At 72.5% G+C, this 13707-nt stretch carries 12 protein-coding genes; 6 read left to right on the top strand and 6 right to left on the bottom strand.

Features of this window, described 5'->3' with window-relative positions; genetic code table 11:
- The first annotated feature begins 130 nt into the window (after positions 1–130).
- Positions 131–3394, top strand: a complete 3264-nt coding sequence (locus ACZ45T_RS14235; RefSeq protein ID WP_468440892.1) for a S41 family peptidase — start codon at positions 131–133, stop codon at positions 3392–3394.
- A 94-nt stretch (positions 3395–3488) separates the two neighbouring features.
- Here ACZ45T_RS14235 and ACZ45T_RS14230 read toward each other — a convergent pair whose 3' ends face one another.
- The 4 genes from ACZ45T_RS14230 to ACZ45T_RS14215 all read right to left on the bottom strand — a co-directional run bounded on the left by ACZ45T_RS14230 (position 3489) and on the right by ACZ45T_RS14215 (position 7105).
- Positions 3489–3656, bottom strand: coding sequence for an SPX domain-containing protein (locus ACZ45T_RS14230; protein ID WP_468440890.1), 168 nt, complete (start codon positions 3654–3656; stop codon positions 3489–3491).
- Positions 3657–3732: 76 nt separating this feature from the next.
- Positions 3733–4617 carry an SDR family oxidoreductase gene (locus ACZ45T_RS14225; protein ID WP_468440888.1) on the bottom strand — a complete coding sequence of 295 codons (885 nt, stop codon included), beginning with the start codon at positions 4615–4617 and terminating at the stop codon, positions 3733–3735.
- The gene (locus tag ACZ45T_RS14220) at positions 4614–5552 is read right to left on the bottom strand and encodes an alpha/beta fold hydrolase (protein WP_468440886.1); all 939 of its coding nucleotides are present in this window, start codon (positions 5550–5552) and stop codon (positions 4614–4616) included. Before ACZ45T_RS14220 ends, ACZ45T_RS14225 begins: the two co-directional genes overlap by 4 nt.
- Entirely contained in the window at positions 5549–7105 is a 1557-nt protein-coding gene (locus ACZ45T_RS14215; protein WP_468440884.1) for a flavin-containing monooxygenase, read from the bottom strand. Before ACZ45T_RS14215 ends, ACZ45T_RS14220 begins: the two co-directional genes overlap by 4 nt.
- Positions 7106–7248: 143 nt before the next feature.
- On the opposite strand from ACZ45T_RS14215, the gene ACZ45T_RS14210 reads away from it, so the two are divergent.
- The gene (locus tag ACZ45T_RS14210) at positions 7249–7938 is read left to right on the top strand and encodes a MerR family transcriptional regulator (protein ID WP_468440882.1); all 690 of its coding nucleotides are present in this window, start codon (positions 7249–7251) and stop codon (positions 7936–7938) included.
- Here ACZ45T_RS14210 and ACZ45T_RS14205 read toward each other — a convergent pair.
- Positions 7920–8723 carry an exodeoxyribonuclease III gene (locus ACZ45T_RS14205; protein ID WP_468440880.1) on the bottom strand — a complete coding sequence of 268 codons (804 nt, stop codon included), beginning with the start codon at positions 8721–8723 and terminating at the stop codon, positions 7920–7922. The genes ACZ45T_RS14210 and ACZ45T_RS14205 overlap by 19 nt on opposite strands.
- Before the next feature lie 38 nt (positions 8724–8761).
- Between ACZ45T_RS14205 and ACZ45T_RS14200 the strand changes: the two genes are divergently transcribed.
- The gene (locus ACZ45T_RS14200; RefSeq protein ID WP_468440878.1) at positions 8762–9316 is read left to right on the top strand and encodes a GNAT family N-acetyltransferase; all 555 of its coding nucleotides are present in this window, start codon (positions 8762–8764) and stop codon (positions 9314–9316) included.
- Positions 9317–9376: 60 nt separating this feature from the next.
- On the opposite strand, the gene ACZ45T_RS14195 is transcribed toward ACZ45T_RS14200, so the two are convergent.
- Positions 9377–10723 carry a CoA transferase gene (locus ACZ45T_RS14195; protein ID WP_468441128.1) on the bottom strand — a complete coding sequence of 449 codons (1347 nt, stop codon included), beginning with the start codon at positions 10721–10723 and terminating at the stop codon, positions 9377–9379.
- A gap of 44 nt (positions 10724–10767) precedes the next feature.
- Between ACZ45T_RS14195 and ACZ45T_RS14190 the strand changes: the two genes are divergently transcribed.
- The 3 genes from ACZ45T_RS14190 (at position 10768) to ACZ45T_RS14180 (ending at position 13686) form a co-directional block, all read left to right on the top strand.
- Positions 10768–11754 (top strand): aldo/keto reductase, encoded by a 987-nt coding sequence (locus ACZ45T_RS14190; protein WP_468440876.1) that lies wholly within the window; start codon positions 10768–10770, stop codon positions 11752–11754.
- Between the two features lie 214 nt (positions 11755–11968).
- Complete coding sequence (locus tag ACZ45T_RS14185; RefSeq protein ID WP_468440874.1) at positions 11969–12853, top strand: AraC family transcriptional regulator; 885 nt, start codon at positions 11969–11971, stop codon at positions 12851–12853.
- A 110-nt stretch (positions 12854–12963) separates the two neighbouring features.
- Positions 12964–13686, top strand: coding sequence for a Phenylacetic acid catabolic protein (locus ACZ45T_RS14180; protein ID WP_468440872.1), 723 nt, complete (start codon positions 12964–12966; stop codon positions 13684–13686).
- Positions 13687–13707 lie beyond the last annotated feature (21 nt).

The raw sequence follows: 13707 nt of genomic DNA, 5'->3' as shown, positions 1-13707 counted from the left end.
AACTACTTCGTACGCTTAAGACGATACCCCCGACCCCCAGCGAAACGAAACCGTTCCGTTTCGCTTGTGGCGGTGACCTGGATCACCTGTACGAGTTGCCAGGGCTCCCCGGCGCGGAAAGCATTGGGGGGTGAGTCACGACGTCGCGTACCTCCGGTTCCCGCACCTGCACGACGACCTCCTCTGTTTCGCCGCCGAGGACGACCTCTGGGTCGCCCCGCTGGTCCCCGACGGCCAGACCCCCGGCCGGGCCTGGCGGATCACCGTCGACCGGACCCGGGTCAGCCACCCCCGCTTCTCCCCCGACGGCCGGCACATCGCCTTCACCACCTGGCGCAGCCTCGACCCCGAGATCCACCTCGCCCCCGTCGACGGCGGCCCCGCCCGCCAGCTCAGCTACTGGGGCGCCACCGACACCCGCGTCTGCGGCTGGGACCCGGACGGCAACGTCCTCGCGGTCTCCTCGCACGGCCAGCCCTTCTCGTACTTCGCCTGGGCCTACAAGCTGCCCACCGACGGCAGCCCCGGCGGCCGCCTCCCCTGGGGGCCCTGCTCCGACATCCAGGTCGCCGACATCGACGGGGAGCACCGCAGCCTCCTGCTCACCGGCAAGCCCCCGCACGAGCCCGCCGCCTGGAAGCGCTACCGCGGCGGCGCCACCGGCCGCCTGTGGCTGCACGGCAAACGGCTCCTGGAGGACATCGACGGCCACCTCGACGCCCCGATGTTCGTGGACGGCCGCATCGCCTTCCTCTCCGACCACGAGGGCGTCGGCAATCTGTACTCCTGCCTGCCCGACGGCACCGACCTGCGCCGCCACACCGACCACGAGGAGTTCTACGCCCGGCACGCCTCCAGCGACGGCCGCCGCGTCGTCTACCAGTGCGCCGGGGACATCTGGCTCGTCGACTCCCTGGCCCCCGACGCCGTCCCGCGCAAGCTCCAGGTCCGGCTGGGGGGCTCGCGCGCGGGCCGGCGCACCTACCAGGTGCCGGCCGCCAACCACGTCGACTCGCTCTCCGTGGACGCCACCGGCCGGGCCAGCGCGGTCGTGGTGCGCGGCAGCCTGTACTGGCTGACCCACCGCGACGGCCCCGCCCGCACCATCGCCGACACCCCCGGCGTGCGGGTGCGGCTGCCGGAGATGCTCGGGAGCGGCGGTCAGGTCGCCTACGTGACCGACGCCGAGGGCGAGGACGCGATCGAGATCGCCTACCTGCCGCGGGCCTCCGGGGAGCGGGAGCCGCGCCGGCTGGCCTCGGGCGAGCTGGGGCGCGTAACGGAGCTGCTCTCCGATCCGGAGGGGGAGCGGCTCGCCATCGCCTCCAACGACGGGCGGCTGCTGCTCATCGACGCGACGGAGGAGTCCAACGGCGAAGTCACCGAGCTGATCCGGTCCATCAACGGACCCGTCACCGACCTGGCCTTCTCCCCCGACGGCGTGTGGCTGACCTGGTCGCATCCGGGCATCGGGCGGTCGCTGCGGCAGATCAAGATGGCCCGCATCTCCGGACCCGGGGCGCGCGTCATCGTCGACGTCACCAACGGCCGCTTCGAGGACGAGAGTCCGGTCTTCACCCGGGACGGCCGCTATCTGGCCTTCCTGTCGTGGCGCGGTTTCGACCCGGTCTACGACGTGCACACCGGCGACCTGTCCTTCCCGCTGGGCTGCCGCCCGTACCTGGTGCCGCTGTCCTCCGCGACGCCCTCCCCCTTCGCGCACTCCGCCGAGGGACGGCCCGCGGCGGGCGGACTCGACCCGGTGGAAGGGGACTCGGGCGAGGGCGACGGCGCGGTGATCGTGGAGGTGGAGGGGCTGGAGAGCCGGGTCACCCCCTTCCCGGTGACCGCGTCCAAGTATTCGGCCCTGTACCCGGTGAGCGGCGGCGGGCTGGTGTGGCTGCGCTGGCCGATCTCGGGCGCGCTCGGCGAGACCTTCGCCAACCCGGCCGACATCAGCGGCAAGCCGACGCTGGAGCACTTCGACCTCACCAAGGCCCGCAAGACGGAACTGGCCTCGGGGCTGGACTGGTTCGCGGTCAGCGGCGACGGCACCCGGCTCGTGATCAACGACGACGGCGACCTGCGCGCGGTCCCGGCGACCGAGTCCGGCGACAGCGACTCGACCGTCTACCTGGACCTGCGGCGCATCCTGCACGAGGTGGACCCGGCGGCCGAGTGGCGCCAGGCCTTCGAGGAGGCCGGGCGGATCATCCGCGCGTACTTCTGGGAGCCCAAGATGTGCGGCATCGACTGGGACGGGGTGCTGCGCCAGTACCGCCCCCTGGTCGAACGGGTCGCCTCCCCGGACGAGTTCGCCGACCTGCTGCGGGAGGTCCTCGGCGAGCTCGGCACCTCGCACGCCTACGTCTCCCCCGCGCGCCGCAACGAGGGCCCCCCGCACTACCAGCGGGCGATCGGCCTGCTCGGCGCCAACCTGGTCCCCCGGGACGGGACATGGGTGGTCAGCCGGATCCTGCCCGGCGAGTCCTCGGACTCCAAGGCCCGCTCCCCGCTGGCCGGCACCGGCATCCGGGAGGGCGCGGTGCTCACCCACGTGGACGGGCGGCCCGTGGACCCGGTGACCGGGCCCTATCCGCTGCTCTCGGCGGCGGGCGGCACCACGGTGGAGCTGACCTTCGAGCCCGCGGAGGGCGAGGGCCGGGCCCGCCGGGTCGCCATCGTGCCGCTGATCGACGAGCGGCCGCTGCGCTACCAGGACTGGGTGTCCAAGCGGCGCGAGGTGGTCCGGGAGATCAGCGGCGGCCGGTGCGGCTACCTCCACATCCCCGACATGGGCGGCTCGGGCTGGGCGCAGTTCAACCGCGACCTGCGGATGGAGATGTCCCGGCCCGCACTGATCGTGGACGTACGCGGCAACGCGGGCGGGCACATCAGCGAGCTGGTGGTGGAGAAGCTGACCCGCTCCATCCTCGGCTGGGACCTGACCCGCAACGCCCAGCCGGTCTCGTACGCCTCCAACGCGCCCCGCGGTCCCATCGTGGCGCTGGCCGACGAGGCGACCTCCTCGGACGGGGACATGATCACCGCGGCCTTCAAGCTGCTGGGGCTGGGTCCGGTGGTGGGCCAGCGCACCTGGGGCGGGGTGGTCGGCATGACCGGCCGGCACACCCTCGGCGACGGCACGGTGATCACGGTGCCGATGAATGCCGCCTGGTTCCCCGAGTACGGGTGGTCGGTGGAGAACCACGGCGTGGAGCCGGACCTGGCGATCCTGCGCACCCCGCTCGACTGGGCGGAGGGGCGCCACGCACAGCTGGACGATGCCGTGCACCTGGCGCTGGAGCTGCTGGAACAGGACCCGGCCGCGGTGCCGCCCGGCTACACGGACGTACCGGACCGGCGCCGTCCGAAGCTGCCGCCCAGGCAGTGATGCGGTGCAGTGAGCGGTGAGCATGCGGGAGGGGCGCGACCCACGACTCCGTGGATCGCGCCCCTCGGCGCTGTCGGCGCTGCGTCTGCGTGGCCTAGGTCCGGTCGTCGAGCTCGTCGCGGATGTCGTCGAAGGTCTGCCTCGGCGAGTCCTTGACCGGGGCGACGCGCTCGGACGCCTCGTCACGGGTGCTTTCGGCAGCCCGCTGGGCCCGCTCCCTGAGCTCCTGCGCCTTCTCCTGGAACTGGTCCTTGATACCCATGCTTTTCACTCCATGAGGGGTGTTGGTGGTTGGGCCTCGACCAGAATTTCACGGGTGGACAAAGCGCGCATTTCGATCAGCGGTTCTGTGCGCGCTCCTGCTCGTCGGCGGCCCCGCCGGCCCCCACAAGTCCCTTGGAGACGCTGCCCAGTCGCGGCTCGAACCGCTTCATCTCCCGCTGCCCGGCAGCCGCGATCATCCCGGGCAGGTAGCCGCGCATCCCCTGCATCCCGCGCAGCCACCACTGCGCGTACACGTGCGGCGAGCGCCGCTCGATGCCCGCGACGATGCGGTCGACGGCGGGCCCGAGCGGGTAGGTGCGGTTCGACGGCCACGGCAGTCGCTGGCGCAGCTCCCGCATGACGTCGTTCTCGTCGGCACCGCGCACCATGTCGGTGTCGGTCCAGGAGAGGTAGCCGACGCCGACCTTGACGCCCTTGTAGCCGACCTCGGCGCGCAGGCAGTGGGCGAAGGCCTCGACGCCGGACTTGGAGGCGCAGTAGGCGGTCATCATCGGCGCCGGGGTGATCGCGGCGAGCGAGGCGATCTGCAGGAAGTAGCCGCGGCTCTCCATGAGTACGGGCAGGAACGCCCGGGCCGTGACGGCCCCGCCGATGAGGTTGACCTCGATCACCCGGCGCCAGGCGTCGGGGTCAGACTCGACGAAGGGCCCGCCGGCGGCCACGCCCGCGTTGGCGACGACGATGTCGACCTTGCCGAAGCGCTGTTTGACCTCCTGCGCGACGCGGGCCATGGCCTCGTGGTCGGTGACGTCGGCGTACCAGTGGTCGCTGTCGGCGTGCAGCCGCTCGGAGACCTCTTTGAGCGCCTCCGGCTCCAGACCGACGAGGGCGATCTTCGCGCCGCGGGCGGAGAGCTTGCGGGCGAGCAGCTCGCCGACCCCGCGGGCGGCGCCCGTGACGACGGCGACCTGGCCTTCCAGACTCCTGCGAGGACTCATGCCGTCGTCTCCTTCGTGCCGTTGGTGCCGCTCGTGTCCTTCGTGGACTCGACGAGGTCTCGTATGACGGTGCTGACGGCCTCGGGGGCCTCGATCGGGGTCATGTGACCCATGCCGGTGAGCTCGGTGAGGCCGGCACAGTTCGGCAGCGCGGCGGCCAGGCGCCGTGCGTGCACGATCGGGGTGAGCCGGTCGACGGTGCCCCCGACGACGGCGGTCGGAACGGCGAGCCGGGCCACGCCGGCGTCGAGGTCCAGCCCGGCCAGGACCTGGGACCACGCGTGGCGCACCGTGGTGGGGCACGCGTGGACGATACGGGCGCACGCCTCGACCTTGTCGGGCGCGGAGCCGGGGCCCATGGTGGCGTACTTGAGGACCTTCCGGGCGACGGGCGTGACCGGCCCGAGGGGGGCGCGGGATCCGAGGACCGCGCTGGTGATACGGGTCCGTACGCGCCCGGCGGCCAGCGGCACCACCCGCGCCTCCGCGATCAGCCGGGAGCTGCCGGTGCTGCACAGCAGCGCGGCCGCGGCGTGCTCGGCGAACTCCGGCCGGCCCGCGGCCGCCATGATCGTCATGCCGCCCATGGAGTGCCCGGCGACGACCGCGCGCTCCCCGGGGTCGAGCGCGGCCCCGAGTACCGCCACGAGGTCGTCCGCGAGGGCGGTGGTGCTGTGCGCCCGGGCGGCGGGGCTGCGGCCGTGCCCGCGCTGGTCGTAGGCGATGACCCGGTGGTCCGTGGCCAGTTCCCGTATCTGCGCGGCCCAGAAGGCGGTGGAGCAGGTCCAGCCGTGCGCGAGCACCACGGCCGGCGCCCCTTCCTCCCCGTGCACCTCCACGTGCAGCCGGGCCCCGTCGGCCGAGACGGCGACGAGCTCCCGCCGCGCGACGGGCGGTGCGTAGCGCCCGGAGGTGACGTGCGTCAGCCGGCTCACGCGGCGCCCTCCGCGGCCCGCTCGCGCTCCCGTACCCGTACGACCTCGTACTCGGCGAGGTCCACGGTCCGGGTCTCACGCCGGAACTCGCCCGTCGTGCCCGGCCAGACCGTCGTGTTGCGGCCCTGCGCGTCCAGGTACCAGCTGGTGCAGCCGCCGGTGCTCCACACCGTCCGCTTCATCCGGTCCTGCACGTGCCGGTTCCACTTGTTCACGGCGGAGGGCCGCGCGGCCAGCGCGACCTTCCCGCCCAGGCTGCTTCCACCGAGGAGGGTGAGCTGCCGCAGGTAATCGACCATGTAGTTGAGCTGCGACTCGATCATCAGGATCATCGAGCTGTTCCCGAGCCCGGTGTTCGGACCGATGATCGTCATCCAGTTGGGGAAGCCGGCCGCGCTCGCTCCGCGCAGCGAGGCCATCCCGTCCTTCCACTCGGCCGCGAGGGTCTTCCCCTCCACGCCCACCACCCGCTCGGCGATCGGCAGCTCCGTGACGTGGAAGCCGGTGCCGAAGATGATCGCGTCGACCTCGGTCTCCGTCCCGTCGGCGGCGACGAGGACCGAGCCCCGGATCTCCTTCAGCCCGGAGGCGACCAGGTCCACATTGGGCCGGGCCAGGGCCGGGTAGTAGGTGCTGGAGAGCAGGATCCGCTTGCAGCCGATCCGGTAGGAGGGCGTCAGCTTGGCGCGCAGCGCCGGGTCCTTGATCGAACGGGCCATGTTGGCCTTGGCGAGCGTTTCGATGAGCCCGAGCTGGCCAGGCCGCTTGGTGAAGGCGCTGACCTGGAGGTCCCGGATCCCCCACTGCAGGCCGCGGCGCGCCGCCTGGGTGAAGGGCAGCTGGCGGTGCAGCCAGCGCTCCACGGCGGTGATGGCCCGGTCGGTGCGCGGCATCACCCACGGCGGGGTCCGCTGGAACAGCGTCAGGCGCTGCACGTCGGGGGCGATGACGGGCACGATCTGGATGGCGGAGGCGCCCGTACCGATGACGGCGACGCGCTTGCCCGCGAGGTCGTAGTCGTGGTCCCAGCGCGCGGTGTGGAAGACCTTGCCGGGGAACCCGGCGAGCCCCGGGATCTCCGGCATCTTCGGCTCGGACAGCGGACCGGTCGCGGAGACCACCACGTCGGCGGTCAGCTCGCCCTGCGCGGTCTCGATCTCCCAGCGCAGCTCGTCGGCGTCCCAGCGCATCATCCGGACCTCGGAGTCGAGCCGGATGTGCGGGCGCAGCCCGAAGGTGTCGGCGACGTGCTCCAGGTAGGAGCGGATGGCCGGCTGCCCGGAGAAGGTCCGGGGCCAGTCCGGATTGGGCGCGAAGGAGAAGGAGTACAGGTGCGAGGGAACGTCGCAGGCGCACCCCGGGTAGCTGTTGTCGCGCCAGGTCCCGCCGACCGAGTCACCCCGCTCCAGTACGACGAAGTCGGTGATCCCCTCGCGCCGCAGCCGCACGGCGGCGCCCAGCCCGCTGAATCCGGACCCGATCACCGCCACGCGCACATGCTCGCGTTCGCCCAAGCCGCCCGTGCCACCCATGCCCGCCGCCTTCCGCTTCATCCGCAGTCCCAGCCACGCAACGCCGCACACCATCGAAACACTGCCAGCAATCACTGGCACAATCGGGAGGGTAGAGCAGCACCGTACTCATGGGTAGGGGTCACGCCCGGAAAGTTACCGCTGGTACGCCATAAGGTGCGTCTGTGGCGAAGGAAGAGACGCAAGCGAAGAGGGCGCGCGAGTACCGCACGGAGGAACTGGCCGAGGCGGCCGGCATCCCCGTCCGCACCCTGCGCTTCTACCGCGAGCGCAAACTGCTCCCGCCACCCCGCCGCGAGGGTCGGATCGCCTGGTACGACGACCACCACCTGGCCCGGCTGCGCACCATCGCCGCCCTGCTGGAGCGCGGCCACACCCTCGGCGGCATCGCCGAGCTGACCGCCGCCTTCGAGTCCGGCCGCGACGTCGGCCAGCTCGGCGAACTGCTCGGCATGGGCGGGTCGGAGGAGACCCCGGTCCGCCTCACCCCGGAGGCACTGGCCGACTACTTCGAGGGCGAGGTCACCCCGGAGAACCTGGCGGCCTCCCTGGGCCTCGGCTACCTCGCCGTCGACGGGGACGCGATCGTGCACGTCAGCCGGCGCCTGCTGGACGCCTCCTCGGCCCTGGTCCGCGAGGGCGTCCCCCTGTCCGCGGTCCTGGAGGCGGGCCGCCGCGTCCGCGAGCACGCGGACGCGATGGCGCTCCTGTTCACCGAGCTGATCGCCACCCACCTCCCGCCCGACGCGCTCCCGCGCCTGCGCCCGCTGGCGAAGAGCGTGGTCGAGGCGGAGCTGACGATGGCGATGGACCGCCTGCTGGCTTCCGCCGCGGGTCAGGAACCCAGCTCGTAGACGACGGTCACGGGCGCGTGGTCGGACCAGCGCTCGGGGTGGGTCTCGGCCCGCTCGACGAAGGCCTTGACGGCCCTCGCGGCCAGCCCCGGGGTCGTCACCTGGAGGTCGATGCGCCAGCCGGCGTCGTTGTCGAAGGCCCGCCCCCGGTAGGACCACCAGGAGTACGGCCCCTCCGTGTCCGGGTGCAGCTCGCGCACCACGTCCACGTACCCGGCCTCGGCGTACACCTTCCCGAGCCACTCCCGCTCCTCGGGGAGGAAGCCGGCGTTCTTGCGGTTCGTCTTCCAGTTCTTGAGGTCGGCTTCCTGGTGGCAGATGTTCCAGTCACCGCACACGACGACCTCGCGCCCGCCCGCGGCAGCCCGCACCTTCAGCGCCGCCAGGTACGTCAGGAACTCCCCCATGAACCGGTACTTCTCGTCCTGCTTCTCGGTCCCGGCCTCCCCGGACGGCAGGTAGAGGCTGGCCACGGTCACGCCGGGCAGATCGATCTCCAGATACCGCCCACTCGTGTCGAACTCGTCACTCCCGAACCCGACCTGCACCCGCTCGGGCGCGCGCCGCGTGTACAGCGCGACCCCGGCCCGCCCCTTGGCGAGGGCCGGCGCGAACACGGTGTGCCACCCCTCGGGCCTGCGCACGTCCTCCGGAATCTGCCCCTCCTCGGCCCGTACCTCCTGAAGGCAGACCACATCGGCGTCGGATCCCTCGAGCCACGCCCCGAAGCCCTTCTTGGCGGCGGCGCGGATCCCATTCACATTCACGGAGGTCACGGTGAGCATCCCAGCACCATAGCGGGACGGTTCCGTACGATGTTCGGATGTCTCACCGGATACAGCTCCGCACCGTGCCGTACGACCACCCGGACGCGGTCAAGCTCAATGACCAGGTCCAGCTCGAATACCAGGAGCGGTACGAGGGCGAGGGCGATGCCACCTTCCTGGACCCGGCGATGTTCGCCCCGCCGCGGGGCCTGTACCTCCTGGCGTACGACGCGACGGACACCCCGGTCGCGAGCGGCGGCTGGCGCTGCCAGGACCAGAACGACGAGGGCTACTCGGACGGCGACGCCGAACTCAAGCGCATGTACGTCGTCCCGGAAGCCCGCGGCCTGGGCCTGGCCCGCCGGATCCTGGCAACCCTGGAAGCGGACGCCCGCGCGGCGGGCCGCCTGCGCATGGTCCTCGAAACGGGCGACCAGCAGCCGGAGGCGATAGCCCTCTACCTCTCCTCCGGCTACGCCCACTCGGCCAAGTTCGGCTACTACCGCTTCCACGACTCCAGCCGCTGCATGGCCAAGCCACTGACGTCCACCTGCCCCAGCCCCGCCTGCACATCCACCCCCGCCGGCTCTTCCAGCCCCGCCGGCGTTTGAGGCGCGGGGTCCGGGGCGGAGCCCCGGCAGCCGACCCGCGGCAGCCGGCCCGCAGCGGCCCTACCGCGGGAGCCAGACGGCACGGTCCGTGCCCCACCGCGACGGCCCCGCCGCCCACTCCCCGAAGGGACTGGCGGCGTGCCGCAACACCCCGTACCCCGACGGAGTCTCCCGCAGGAACGGCTCCGCCGTGTACCCGGGACCAACCGCCGCCCCGGCCGGGGACAGGTCCCGGACCAGCCACGACCCGGTCCCCGCGAGGGAGAACCGCAGCCCCCGCCCACCCCCCTCCGCCAGCGCCCTCAGCACACCCGCCGCCACCAGATACCCCGTCCCGTGGTCCAGCGCCTGCGCCGGCAGCACCCCGGGCACGCCCTCCGCCCCCGCACAGCGCGCGGCGATCCCGTACCCCGCCTGCACCAGCGAATCGAACCCCCGCCGCCCCGCCCACGGCCCCCGCCCGCGCCACCCCCACGCGCACAGCTCGGCCACCACCAGCCCCGGCCACCGCTCCAGCAGCTCCGGCGCCCCCAGCCCGTACCGCTCCAGCGCCCCCGGCCGGTACCCCGCCACCACCACGTCGGCCTCGGCCAGCAGCCCCTCGAAGACCGCCCGGTCCCCCGCCACCGCCAGGTCCAGCCGCGCCGACCGCTTCCCGAAGCCGGTGTCCGCGTACGCGTCGTCCGCCTCCGGCAGCCCCGGCGAGTCGATCCGCAGCACGTCCGCCCCCAGCACGCCGAGCGTCCGCGTCGCGACGGGCCCGGCGATGACCCGGGTCAGGTCCAGGACCCGCACCCCGGCCGCGGGCCGCCCGGCCGGGGCCGCCCCGAGGGCCCGCCCCCGCGCCCCGGATTCCCGTACGGCCTCCACCAGCGGCTGCGGCTCCCCGTACTCGCCCGCCACGGCGACGGCGAGCCCGCCCGCGCCGTACACGAGCTCCTGCACCTCGACGGCCGTCCGCCCCGCCACCGCGGCGCGCACCGCCTCCGGCGTCGCGGACGGCAGCTCCAGCGCCCGGACCAACGCCGCCTCGTGGTGCGGATAGTTGGCGTGGGTCCGCACCCACCCGTCGGCCGCCCGCCAGAACCCGGACAGCGGCGCGAAGGTCACCGGGGCCCGCCCCGCCACCCGCAGGTGCCGCTCGCTGACGAACGCCGTCGCGACGGCCCCCTCGTCCACCACGAGCGGAGCCACGTCGTCCACGCCGCCCCCGGCCCGTACGGCGGCCAGCTCGGCCGCGGCCAGCGCGCACGCTCCGACGGTCGCCCGCGCCAACTCCCGTACCGGCAGCGGCCCCTCGCCCAGATTCCCCGCTCCCCGGTACCGCACCCGCCCGACCGCCTCCGGCGCCCCGCCGAGCGCGGCCCAGGCCTGCCCCGTGCCGCCGTCCCACTCACCGTTGATCATCATGGACGCATCATTTCCCAAGGTCCGAACCGAAAGGCACCACCGTGAAGTACCGCGTCATCGGCACCGCCGCCGAGACCCGCCGCGAAGTGAGCGTGCTGAGCCTCGGCACGATGACCTTCGGCACCACCGTCGACGAGGCCACCTCGTACGCGATCCTCGACCGCTTCGTGGAGGCGGGTGGCACCTTCATCGACACCTCCAACAACTACGCCTTCTGGGTCAACGGCACCCAGGGCGGCGAGAGCGAGGAGCTGGTAGGGCGCTGGCTGCGCAGCCGCGGCATCGGCGACGAGATCACCGTCGCCACCAAACTCGGCGCCCGCCCCAACCAGCCCAGCAGCGGCTTCAGCCGCGACGTGGAGGGCCTGTCCGCCAAGGTCATCCGCGAGTCCGCGGAACGCAGCCGGGAGCGGCTCGGCATCGAGCGCATCCACCTGCTGTACGCGCACATCATGGACGAGAACACCCCGCTGGAGGAGACCGTCCAGGGCTTCGCCGAGGTCGTCGCGGACGGCACGGCCGGCCTGCTCGGCGCCAGCAACCACTGGGCCTGGCGCGTGGAGCGCGCCCGTACGCTCGCCGCCGCGGCCGGCGTGCCCGGGTACGAGGTGCTCCAGCACCACCACAGCTACCTGCGCCAGCGCACCGACATTCCCAGCCTCCGCTCGCCCGACGGCAACCAGGGCCTGGTCAGCGGCGACCTGCTCAGCTACCTCCGGGACAACCCGTCGCTGACGCAGGTCTCGTACTCCCCGCTGATCGCCGGCGCCTACGTCCGCGACGACAAGCCGCTGGGCCCGGGCTTCGACCACGCGGGCACCGAACCCCGCCTCCGTACGGTCCGCGAGGTGGCCGCCGAGACCGGCGCCACCGTCAACCAGGTGGTCCTGTCCTGGCTGATGGGCGGCGACATCCCGGTGCTCCCCCTGGTCGGCGCCTCCTCGGTGGCCCAACTGGAGGAGAGCCTGGGTGCGGTGGACCTCACCCTGACCCCGGAACAGCTCACGAAGCTCGACTCGGTGAACTGACGCAAAAACGCAGGGGCCCGTCCGATCCCGAGATCGGACGGGCCCTGTGGCTGAGCCCCCCGCCTCGTCCGGGTGCGTCATACGGCCAATCTCAACGAGGGCGGAACTGACGCTCCTTGGTCTCACGCCCTACCAGTACGGCGCCTTACGTTGCCAAAAGCGACAAACGGGCCCCGGAGCGGCCTTGCCGGTCATGCCACTACAAGGAGCTGATATGAGGGTCTGGTCCTGCCCGTCCGGAACATGGGAGTTCGCCTGGGCCCTGCCGCACCCGCGATTACGCCCGGGGGTCTGCGGCTACCGGGGCTTTCGCCTCGATCCGGCCGGAGTGCGCCGGCGTCTGGAGCTCCCCGACGGAATGGTGACCCTGGTCGCCGGATTCGGCGGCCCGGCCAGCGTCACGGACCTGCGCGGCGACCGGCCTCGTCCGGCCGTCTCCCTCGTCTCTCTGGTGTCCGGTCTGCACACGCACGCGGTGCTCGTCGAGCACGACGGTCCCGTCAGCGGCCTCCAGGTCATGCTCGCGCCATGGACCGCCTTCACCCTCTTCGGGACGGGCATGCACGACCTTGCCAACACCGTCGTCGCGCTGGAGGACGTACTCGGCGCCCGGGGCCGGGCCCTTCCCGCCGTGCTCGCCTCCATCCCGGGCTGGGCCGGCCGCTTCGGCCTCCTGGACTCGGTCCTGACCCGCGCCCTGGAGACAGGGCCCCCGGCCGCCCCGCGGGTGGCACGGGCCTGGCAGTTGCTGTCCGCCGGGACGCGGCCGCCGGACGTCGGCGTGCTGGCCGCGCAGGTCGGCTGGAGCGAGCGGCAGCTGAGGCGGCGTTTCGAGGAGCAGATCGGCCTCTCGCCGAAACCGGCCGCGCGGGTGGCCCGGCTGCGTTCCGCGCTGCGCATGCTCACCGGCGGCCAGTCGGCCGCCGCGACGGCGTCGGCCTGCGGATTCCACGACCAGGCCCACTTCCACCGCGAGTTCAAGGCGATGACCAGTCTGACCCCGGCCGATTTCCTGGTCCGCCGTAGATCGGGAGCCGCCGGGCCGCTGCCCGTGGACCGGATACCCGGGGAGCCCACCGGCATCGCGCTCACCGGCTGATCCGGGGCACCCGCCGGCCGCCGTGCGTCAGGGCCGGTTTCTACAAGACACCCCCACACCGCCCGTGTCAGGGTGCTGCCGCCCTGAGACCTCGCCTGACCAGAGAAAAGGTGACCAAGGTGCCGCTGGACGACGAAGTGACCGTAGTACGCACTCCCGCCGAGTTCCTCGACATGCCCGCGGAATACCAGGACATGGCGAAACGCCAGATGCTCATCCACACCGAGGGGGAGCTGTCCGGCGCCGACGACTACATCCGGGTGTTCTACCCGCTCGCGCCGAACGCGGAGGAGCGTCAGGTCTGCTGCGAACGGGCCGCCGAGGAGTTCAACCACTTCAAGGTCGCCAGCGCGGTCCTCTCCGACCTGGGGGTGGACACCACGTACATGGGGACCCAGTCGCTGGAGGAGCGGCGCAAGCTCTTCCTGTCCGCGGACTTCCACAACAGCACCACATGGGCCGAGCGCGGTGTCGTGTCCTGGCTCATCGAGGACGCCGTCATGGAGCTGCTCAAGGAGATGTCCGTCAGCAGCTACCGCCCCTGGGCGGATTCCTTCCGGACCGTGATCCAGGACGAGCGGGTCCACATCGCGCACGGCGCGCGGATCGTCCGCGGCCTGGTGAAGGACACGGACGGAAAGAAGCAGGTGCAGGCCGCTGTGGACCGGCTGTGGCCGCATTCGCTCGCAGTGTTCGGCAACCCCGAGGCCAAGAAGGCGGAGATCGCGGTCCGCTGGGGTCTGCGGACGCGCACGAACGCCGAGGCCCGGCGTGACTGGGAGATCCGCGGCGGCGCGAAGGTGCTCAAGCTCGGACTGACACTCCCGTCATGACCCGCACGGCCCGTGGAAGAC

The organism is Streptomyces sp. NPDC030995 (genome assembly GCF_055571215.1).
Note: the sequence above shows the minus strand (reverse complement) of the source record. Positions and strands in the feature narration are given on the sequence as shown.

Excerpts from the sequence above, each read along its gene's own strand:
- ACZ45T_RS14200 (WP_468440878.1), top strand. The coding sequence starts at position 8,762 with ATGTCTCACCGGATACAGCTCCGCACCGTGCCGTACGACCACCCGGAC.
- ACZ45T_RS14205 (WP_468440880.1), bottom strand. The coding sequence starts at position 8,723 with ATGCTCACCGTGACCTCCGTGAATGTGAATGGGATCCGCGCCGCCGCC.
- ACZ45T_RS14230 (WP_468440890.1), bottom strand. The coding sequence starts at position 3,656 with ATGGGTATCAAGGACCAGTTCCAGGAGAAGGCGCAGGAGCTCAGGGAG.
- ACZ45T_RS14225 (WP_468440888.1), bottom strand. The coding sequence starts at position 4,617 with ATGAGTCCTCGCAGGAGTCTGGAAGGCCAGGTCGCCGTCGTCACGGGC.
- ACZ45T_RS14185 (WP_468440874.1), top strand. The coding sequence starts at position 11,969 with ATGAGGGTCTGGTCCTGCCCGTCCGGAACATGGGAGTTCGCCTGGGCC.
- ACZ45T_RS14215 (WP_468440884.1), bottom strand. The coding sequence starts at position 7,105 with ATGAAGCGGAAGGCGGCGGGCATGGGTGGCACGGGCGGCTTGGGCGAA.
- ACZ45T_RS14195 (WP_468441128.1), bottom strand. The coding sequence starts at position 10,723 with ATGATCAACGGTGAGTGGGACGGCGGCACGGGGCAGGCCTGGGCCGCG.